At 38.0% G+C, this 7,329-nt stretch carries 4 protein-coding genes; 1 reads left to right on the top strand and 3 read right to left on the bottom strand.

Translation table 11 applies throughout. From position 1 onward, the window contains the following. Positions 1-1,080: 1,080 nt before the first annotated feature. The 3 genes from D5R40_RS05810 to D5R40_RS05800 form a co-directional block, all read right to left on the bottom strand. Entirely contained in the window at positions 1,081-1,794 is a 714-nt protein-coding gene (locus D5R40_RS05810; protein ID WP_124154349.1) for a PHP domain-containing protein, read from the bottom strand. Positions 1,795-2,656: 862 nt separating this feature from the next. Then, positions 2,657-3,898, bottom strand: coding sequence for a HetZ-related protein (locus tag D5R40_RS05805; RefSeq protein WP_124154348.1), 1,242 nt, complete (start codon positions 3,896-3,898; stop codon positions 2,657-2,659). A gap of 810 nt (positions 3,899-4,708) precedes the next feature. Further along, the gene (locus D5R40_RS05800; protein ID WP_124145221.1) at positions 4,709-5,371 is read right to left on the bottom strand and encodes an L-threonylcarbamoyladenylate synthase; all 663 of its coding nucleotides are present in this window, start codon (positions 5,369-5,371) and stop codon (positions 4,709-4,711) included. 472 nt (positions 5,372-5,843) lie between these two features. On the opposite strand from D5R40_RS05800, the gene larC reads away from it, so the two are divergent. Continuing rightward, positions 5,844-7,154: a nickel pincer cofactor biosynthesis protein LarC gene (larC, locus tag D5R40_RS05795; protein ID WP_124154347.1), complete on the top strand. Its 1,311-nt coding sequence runs from the start codon at positions 5,844-5,846 to the stop codon at positions 7,152-7,154. Positions 7,155-7,329 lie beyond the last annotated feature (175 nt).

Here is a 7,329-nt window from a genome sequence, read left to right as displayed (position 1 = left end):
ATATTGAGGAAAGAATTATCCAAAAATATCTACTTTCGGATTTCATCATTCCTGACTGTGCAACGCCAAAATTGGAAAAATAATTAATTGCATGGCAAACCGAGCGTAACCAAACTGCCTCTAAGGTGAGCTGGCAATTCTCAACTGATCATGCCAGGGTTGAACTCAAACATCTTGATCCGGTTTTTGATACCGCCTAATACTCAATAATTATCACTATCAATTCAATAGCGATCGCTTGTTTCCTGCTACCAATTGACAATGATCGCCTGTTTGTGATTTTCCATTTTTCTTCAAAGATGTTATCTTTAAAATAGCAACTTTTTCCTGACTATTCTATTGCACTATTTTAGATTAAACAATCCACTACCAATAGCGTTTATGTGTAATATCATGTCCGGATAATTAGTGATAAAAAAACTTTCTCCTTCTCTTCTCCTTTCTTCCCTCCTGACTTCTAACTCCTGACTCCTGACTTCTCCATCATTTATTTATAACTGTTCAACCGGACATGGTATAAGTCCTAAATAAAATAAATAATGCTAAATAGCTTGCTCATTCTACTTCCTACTCCCTCTTTATCTAAAGATGTCTAATATCAAGAAAATATAAGTTTAATCACAAAATATTAATATTTGCCTCGAACTCTTACAACACTTGTTATCCTGAATACATCAATTTAACAAACTGTGATAAAAATCATGAGAGTATCAAAATCATCATTACATCTTGGCCAGTCAATATCTCTAGGAATTGTTTTGTTGCTAATGAGCTTTGGGGTAATGCTTGTGACAACAATAATGATAGCAAATGGAAGCTAAAAAAACAGCAGACCCCTTTCACTAAAATAAAGAGGTCTGGCAATTCAATTTAACAGAAACAGTAAGAATTTCTGTGAACTCTAGTAAAGGAAGTTCATAATAGAATAGCGACAAGTCTAATAAAAATACAGGTAGAAGACCCTGGTGTATAAACAGCGACTCCGCACGCTAGTTTAATCCTGTGGTGTCGCCTAAGCGCAACATCGGGAGTATATCAATACAGCTTTAATTATAGGGGTGGAATAGAGATATTCCCACCCTATAAACGTAGTAAAAGATTTTTTCCATGAGTATCAGTACCGCAGGTATTAAGTAGACCATAAGTAGCACTGAGTTTTTTCACTTGTTCTGTTTGTTTTGGGCTAGGATACCAGGGTTTAGTATGAGTGTAACCGTAGTAGGTTTCTACACCATCAATTCCTAACTTAGCTGCTGCTTTGATTAGATCGGTAGCAGAACGCTTATAACGACAGGGATGAGCAAGTACCGCTAAACCACCAGCTTGTTGAATTGCAGTGATGACATTAGTAGCTTGATATTCTTGACCTTGAGTCGCTTTTCCTGTTAAATAGGGCTGCAAACTTGAGTGTTCTGGGTTAAAGCCATATCCTAGAATATGTACTTCAATATTAATTAAGTTGGCGTTAATTTCTACTCCACTCCACAAAGTCGGTGCTAACCGCTCGCGGTCTCCATCATTAGATTTCCAGTTTTCTAACCAACTTTTAGCTACTTGATAACCAGCAACAGTATGATGATCAGTAATGGCCAAACCTTTAAGGCCGATGGCAATTGCTTGCTCCATCAAACTTTCAGGTTTTAACTTTCCATCCGAGTAAATTGTATGTAGATGAAAGTTATAATAGTATGGACAGCTATGAGCATCAATAGTTTCAAAGATTTGCTTAATTTGAGAGTAGTTATTGGCCACTCGATTAGTCAAATCAGGAGCCAAAGCTATATTGATAGACATATATTTTAATAAATCGTTACTTTATCCAATATATCTAATTTTTATCCAAAACTGCTAATTAGCTCCAGCTAACTAATATATTAAAATTTTATATTTAAAAATATCTAATTGATTAAATAGTATTGATTTAATGGGAATGATGGGAAAAATTTCTATCAAAAAATAAGAGGGTATTTATACTGATTAAATTATTTTCGGTTAAATACTGATAATATCTGTGAAAGTAAGTAATTGGTAATTGATAATTGATAATTGATAGTTGGTTATAGTTTAAATAGCTTCATTGTTTGATGGAATGGTAATCCTGAACTCAAAATAGTTAATGACGAATGTACGTCGCTAATCGGACAACTCCCCTAACTGGCTATTGGCTACTAAATATAATAATAATTGCCGATCTCAACAGAATATTAGTCCCAATTAATTTGTATTTTAAATAACATAACAATCTTGAATAGACTGAATATAATACCAATTCACTCTCAGGATGTCACAAATAGTCAGCAACTGATGATGTGGAATAATAAGCTGAAATTATTGTAAACGTCAATACTTTAAGTCTATCAACTTTCACTTCGCGCCTTCTGACTTTTGACTTCTGATACAAATTCACTTTCAAGATGTGACAAATAGTTTCAAACTTTAAACGTTAAATAATTTTCTGAAATTACTGTATAATCAAAGTTTTATAGCTCTATAAAATCTTACTTTTGACTTTTGACTTTTGACTTATAACTTCCGTGAAACGGTATGACTTCTATAAGGTGGGCATTGCCCACCCTAGACAGAAGCAGGATGACCCATATCGCAAACTTTAATTGATGGACGAGTAAAAAGAATGTCTTTCATTTTGGATACCATACTAGCTTTGGTCACTATTGCGAAATACCCAAGCCATATCCAACAATTTTGCCCAACGTTTTTGTAACTGTTTCGGAGTACATTTAATAGTCTTCGCGATCGCTTGTTCATCTTCACCATTGCGCTTGAGTTGTAAAATTTGCTGTTGTTCAGGAGAAAGAGTTGCTTGGAAAGCTTCCCATTTATCAGAATTCATACCTAATTTTTGGTCAATGTCAGCACCTAACCATTGATGCACTAACTTCCAATTTTTAGAACAAGCAAATTTTTCAACATGATACTTAAAACGTTGTTGTAAATAATCCCGTTGACGAGAAGTTAAACCTAGCTCCTTATCAATATCAGATGCTTGATAATCTTGTAATTTTAGACGCAGATAATCAATACATTGGTCTTGACCTTGAACTTCTAAGTAATTGATTAATTCAGAAATCACGCGATCGCGCAATACAGCCTCAGCAGGGTCAACAGCTTCAGAAACCATTTGCTCCCGTACTTGTTGCACAGCAGAAGACCGACTAAAAGCTTCTGCATCTTCACCTTTGGGAGACTCAACTGCCATTTCAATATCAAGAGAAGTTTCAGGAGGTTGACCCTTAGCAAAACCTTGAGCGCGGAGTACAATCAATCTTTGACGATTCCGGCCAGGCAAACCAATTTGACGCTTGGCGTACTGTTCAGTAAATGCCATATATTCTGCTAATTCTAATTTCACTCTAGGAGTATAGTCTTCCTCCAGATTGTGTTCCCGGCGGAAAGCTCTTAAAGATTCAATATAAAAACCTTGCAGAAAATCCTCAATCAAGTTATAGCGACCTTGGAAACTCAATTGTGCTCTAAAAGAAGCAATATGACGATAAATCATAGAAGCTAGCAGAGAGTGTAATTCTACCCGACCTTGTTTAGAACCAAGTTTGTAGTATTGTACGCACTTTTGCAAGCGATGACGAGCCAAACTAAGTTGCCAAGATTGAACTTCACCAGAATTTTGAATCCGATTACTCTTTTGGCAAATCCGCTCTACTTCTTGGGCGATGCGAGTGATTATGGTTTCAGCTTTTGCTGGCTTACTTTTCAAAGTACCTTGCAATTCTTGCAAAACTACAGCAGCTAAAGTTTCAGTATTCATTTCTAGTACAGTATTCGCTGTATTGTGATTTTCAACTTTGCTGTTGTTAACTTCTGGAGCAATAGCAGGGTTTGTGTTCAGGGAGTTGGGGGTGTGGGCAATGTTAACAGTCATTTGATTTTACCTTTGGATAATGCACGGTAGGTGTACGAAGTAATCATGTAGAGTGATTAGGTGTTGGTTGAAATCTGTGTGATTCCTTTGTTGCCTCTACAGTTACGACTATAGGAAAGTTCACCCAACTATTTGCAGAGGAGGGTTCCACTTTTATGATGTGGTTTTTCTGTTAACAACCAATTCTCTAATTCACTATCAGAAGTATATTTTCCGGATTTCGGTCTAAAATCAACGAAAGCTAGATATAGATTGAAAATCAGAACTTTACTTACCAAATTATCCAACTCAAAGAGACTGTGACAATATTCAAATTGGCAGTGCCACCCGTGTAACAAAAACACAAGTGGCACAGTAGTAGGTCTTAGGTTGTAGGTTTTAGGTTGTAGGTTTTAGGTTTTAGGTTTTAGGTTGTAGGTTTTAGGTTTTAGGTTTTAGGTTTTAGCTTGTATAGTAGTCGAAGGAAAGGTGAGGACATATCAAAAACTGAAAACTCAGACAACGCCAGATTTTTCCTCCTGCCTTCTGCCTTCTGCCTTCTGCCTCCTGCCTTCTGCCTCCTGCTATATTAACCAATTAAGGCTTGCTGATTAAATCTAAAAGCATTGACTGATATTGGCTTGAGCCTTTTTAGAGTCCCAAAAAGTGCCCTTGTTTCCGCTCTTCATGCTCAAAAAGTTAGCATAAAAGGCAAACTAAGGACAGAAAAACTGAGGGACAAAACGCCCGCTCCTACCTCCTCTAAATTCTCCATTTCTCCTGTCTCCTGTCTCCTGTCTCCTGTCTCCTACCCCAGCAAAAAGACTTTATTCAGCAAACCCCAATCAGAGCTGTTACAGTTTCAACTCCAAGACCTTGCCTAATCAGATTTGGCTCTTGGCCAGTTAATTCCAGGATAGTGGATACTTGATATCCAGGATCAGAACCGTCATCAACAATTATGTCCACTAAATTTTCTAGACAATCAAATAATTCTGCTTTACCAGTAACTGCTCCTACATCTACTGGGGCCATTCCTTCCGCATCACTGGTAATGTGAGCTGATGTTGAAATGATGGGATTGGCCAAAGTCTCCAACAAAGACAAACAAGATTGATTGTCTGGAACCCGAATACCCGTTGTTTTTCGCTTAGGACTCATCACCAGCCGTGGGACTAACTTTGTGGCAGGCAACACAAATGTGTAAGGGCCAGGAATTAAACGTTTGATGATTCGGTAGGCTGAGTCACTCACAATAGCGTAATTGGCGATATTGGACAGAGAGGAACAGAGGAATGTCAGAGGTTTATCATTAGACAGTTGTTTAATTTGTCTGACTCGCTCCACAGCAGATTTAGCATAGAGGTCGCAACCGATCGCGTAAACGGTATCCGTAGGATAAAGCATCACTGCCCCATTTTTTAGATCGCTAATAATTTGTTCTACGCGTCTTTGTTGGGGTGTATCAGGATGAAGTTCATAGAATATTGCCATAATTATTATTTTAGATTATAGAAAAAGCATATGTTAGATTTTAGATTGGAAAAATTTACCAAAAAATGGGGTTTAAAGACCCGTCCTTTAGCGTAGCGGAGGAAGGCTTTTTAGAGGAAGGAAGAAATAATACTAAATCTCAAAAAGTTTGCTATATATCTTTAGTAATGGGGAGATGGGGAGTATTAAATGTAGTAAACTGACACTTATGCAATGATGCCCTGCGACGGATTGTTAAAAGCCTTTCAAAGTCTAGATTTTAGCCGTAAATATGCGCCCTACAAATTTGGCTTCTCCCCAACTATGGCCCAAAATACGCTCATTTTTGAACCGGAACTACCTAAAAGCTAGCACTTTTTGATACCTAAAAATCTTCAAACCTTTATTTGTAAAGACTTTGAGATTTAATCATCAGAGCAATCATTATTAATTATTAATTATTGAATCACCTACCACCTAAGACCTAAAATTTATGAAAAAAATAGCTTACCTTGAATGTCCCACTGGCATTGCGGGCGATATGTGTTTGGGTGCTTTAGTCCATGCGGGTGTTCCCCTAGAATATCTGATAGAAAAACTCAATCTTCTCGGCATTTCCCAGGAATATCAGTTAAGCACTGAAAAAGTTCATCGCAATGGTTTACTAGCTACGAAATTTCATGTCAATCTAACTTCTGCAAATCCTGAAAATGGAGAACCTCTAACTTTTGACCACCACCATCATTCTCACCATTCAGAAAATGACCAAAGTACGGAAAAACACAATCATTCTCACAACCGTCACTTGCCAGAAATTGAAGCATTAATCAAAAAAGCAGGATTGCCCCGACGTGCTGAAGCTTGGAGTTTAGCTGTATTTCACAAATTGGCTGAAGCTGAAGGTGCCGTACATGGTATTGCCCCAGAGAAGGTACATTTTCACGAAGTAGGGGCAACTGATGCTATTGTTGATATTGTGGGGACTTGTTTAGGATTAGATTGGTTGAATATTGACCAATTATATTGTTCGCCTTTGCCCACTGGTGGGGGTACTGTGCGGGCGGCTCATGGTCGGTTACCTGTACCTGTCCCAGCAGTGCTAAAACTTTGGGAGTTGCATCAGGTTCCGATTTATAGTAATGGCATTGAAAAAGAATTGTGTACTCCTACAGGTAGCGCGATCGCTTGTACTTTGGCCAGTAGTTTTTGCTCGCCACCGTCAATGTCTCTAGAATGTGTGGGTTTGGGTGCGGGTTCTCGCGATTTAGCTATTCCTAATATTTTACGTTTGTGGATCGGAGCAGGGGAGGTGAATACTCAACATTCTCAACTTACAGAATATCATTCTCCCAGTTCCCCACATCCACACCTAGAAACTGTAATGGTGTTGGAAACTCAAATAGATGATTGTACTCCTCAAGCGATCGCTTATACTTTTGATGCTTTGTTTGCAGTAAGTGCATTAGATGTTTTTACTCAACCTGTGACAATGAAAAAATCTAGGTTAGGAGTGTTACTTACTGTTGTTTGTCTACCGGAAAAGTTGTCTGCTTGTGAGGAGGTAATATTTCGAGAGACTACAACTTTGGGTATTCGTCGCTCTACTCAAAAACGTGCTATTTTGGAGCGAACAATTAATCAGGTGCAGACAGACTATGGAGCAGTACGGTTAAAAGTGGCAAAGATGGGGAATCAAATTGTGAATGTGCAACCTGAATATGAAGATTGTGTCGCATTAGCCAGACAGCAAAATATTGCTTTGATGGAAGTACAGAAAATGGCATTACAAGCTTGGTACGAATAATAATTAATAATTAGGGTTTGCGCTCAAAAGTCTTTTGGTAGGGGGCAGGAGCCAGAATCAAGAATCCAGAAGTCAGGAGGAATGGGAATTATAGAAGAGGTAGTCAGAAGAATCATCCCTTGATTTTCTTTCCCGATCTTGCCCAAAATACGCTCCTAATTGAACCATTACCACC

This window comes from Okeania hirsuta, from assembly GCF_003838195.1.
Classification (GTDB): domain Bacteria; phylum Cyanobacteriota; class Cyanobacteriia; order Cyanobacteriales; family Microcoleaceae; genus Okeania; species Okeania hirsuta.
This window is presented reverse-complemented; position numbering and strand designations above follow the sequence as displayed.

Bases quoted from the DNA above. Each gene is read 5' to 3' on its own strand.
- larC (WP_124154347.1), top strand. From the start codon at position 5,844: ATGAAAAAAATAGCTTACCTTGAATGTCCCACTGGCATTGCGGGCGAT.
- D5R40_RS05805 (WP_124154348.1), bottom strand. From the start codon at position 3,898: ATGACTGTTAACATTGCCCACACCCCCAACTCCCTGAACACAAACCCT.
- D5R40_RS05800 (WP_124145221.1), bottom strand. From the start codon at position 5,371: ATGGCAATATTCTATGAACTTCATCCTGATACACCCCAACAAAGACGC.
- D5R40_RS05810 (WP_124154349.1), bottom strand. From the start codon at position 1,794: ATGTCTATCAATATAGCTTTGGCTCCTGATTTGACTAATCGAGTGGCC.